Origin of the sequence: Mesotoga sp. B105.6.4 (genome assembly GCF_002896535.1) — a bacterium.
Lineage (GTDB): Bacteria > Thermotogota > Thermotogae > Petrotogales > Kosmotogaceae > Mesotoga.
On the sequence record NZ_JWIM01000035.1, the window covers coordinates 1 to 1,805 of the forward strand.

The following is a 1,805-nucleotide window of genomic DNA, read 5'->3' on the forward strand; positions in this document are numbered from 1 at the left end:
TCACTCAAAGATGGATAGCAATCCGATGTAAACTCCTTAGAAAGGAGGTGATCCAGCCCCACCTTCCGGTAGGGCTACCTTGTTACGACTTAGCCCCCCTTGCCAATCCCACCCTAAACAAGCTCCCTCCTTACGGTTAGGATACTCATCTTCAGGTGTTACCAACTCGGGTGGCTTGACGGGCGGTGTGTACAAGGCCCGGGAACGTATTCACCGCAGCTTGGCTGATCTGCGATTACTAGCGATTCCGGCTTCATGCAGGCGGGTTGCAGCCTGCAATCTGAACTGGGGGTTGGTTTGAGGATTTCCTCCACATCGCTGTCTCGGTCCCTTCTGTCCAACCCATTGTAGCGCGTGTGTCGCCCAAGATATAAGGGGCACGATACCTGACGTCATCCCCCCCTTCCTCCGCCTCGTCGGCGGCGGTCCTCCTAGAGTGCCCGGCCTTACCGCTGGCAACTAAGAGCAGGGGTTGCGCTCGTTGCGGGACTTAACCCAACACCTCACGGCACGAGCTGACGACGGCCGTGCACCACCTGTGCTGACTCCACACAAAGTGTGGTCGTTCCTCTTTCAATTCACTACTATCAGCATGTCAAACCTTGGTAAGGTCCTTCGCTTAGCATCGAATTAAACCACACGCTCCACCGCTTGTGCGGGCCCCCGTCAATTCCTTTGAGTTTCACCCTTGCGGGCGTACTCCCCAGGCGGTTCACTTATTGCGTTAGCTTTAGCACGGAAAGCTTTCCGCTCCCCACACCTAGTGAACATCGTTTAGGGCCAGGACTACCGGGGTATCTAATCCCGTTCGCTCCCCTGGCTTTCGAGCATCAGTGTCAGAACCGGCCCAGAAAACCACCTTCGTCACCGGCGTTCCTGCCAATATCTAAGGATTTTACCCCTACACTGGCAGTTCCGTCTTCCTCTACCGTCCTCAAGCCTGGCAGTTTCAACTGCAAGTCCGGAGTTGAGCTCCGGGTTTTCACAGTTGACATGTCAGGCCACCTACGCTCCCTTTACGCCCAGTGATTCCGGGTAACGCTCGCCCCCTACGTATTACCGCGGCTGCTGGCACGTAGTTAGCCGGGGCTTTCTAGTAAAGTACCATCCCTCCATGTAGCTTTCCACTCTACATGGCATTTTTCCCTTACCACAGCAGTTTACAATCCGAAGACCTTCTTCCTGCACGCGGCGTCGCTAGATCAGAGTTGCCTCCATTATCTAAAATTCCGCACTGCTGCCTCCCGTAGGAGTAGGACCCGTATCTCAGTGTCCTTGTGGCCGGCCACGCTCTCACGCCGGCTATCCGTCGTTGCCTTGGTAGGCTCTTACCCCACCAACTAGCTGATGGTCCGCGGGCCGCTCCTTCGCCGGTGCAGTTGCACCTTTCACCTTTCGGTCTTATGCGGTATTAGCTGTCCTTTCGGTCAGTTATCCCCCTGCGTAGGGTACGTTCCCACGTGTTACTCACCCGTTCGCCACTCTATGTGTTGCCACATACCGTTCGACTTGCATGTGTCAAGCACGCCGCCAGCGTTCACCCTGAGCCAGGATCAAACCCTCCATCCATGACTCGTTTTTTTCGAAACTCGCTGGATTGCTATCCATTTTTCAATGACCCTTCTTCCTTCGCTCGCTCTTCCTACTAACGCTAACTTCGCGTCAGCAATTCCTATATTACCAGTACCCCTACCTACTGTCAAGTTACAGGTTCGTTTCCTTAGTCACTTCTTTGCGTGAATACATGCGGATTGGCTCAGATTTCAAAGCTTTCTTCTGAAAGAAATGTCGACTGCAGCTTTTTT

The 1,805-nt window shown here is 54.1% G+C and carries 1 rRNA gene; it reads right to left on the minus strand.

The features are described 5' to 3' along the window. Window positions 1–40 precede the first annotated feature (40 nt). Window positions 41–1,569 (minus strand): 16S ribosomal RNA (locus RJ60_RS08310). Window positions 1,570–1,805: the final 236 nt, after the last annotated feature.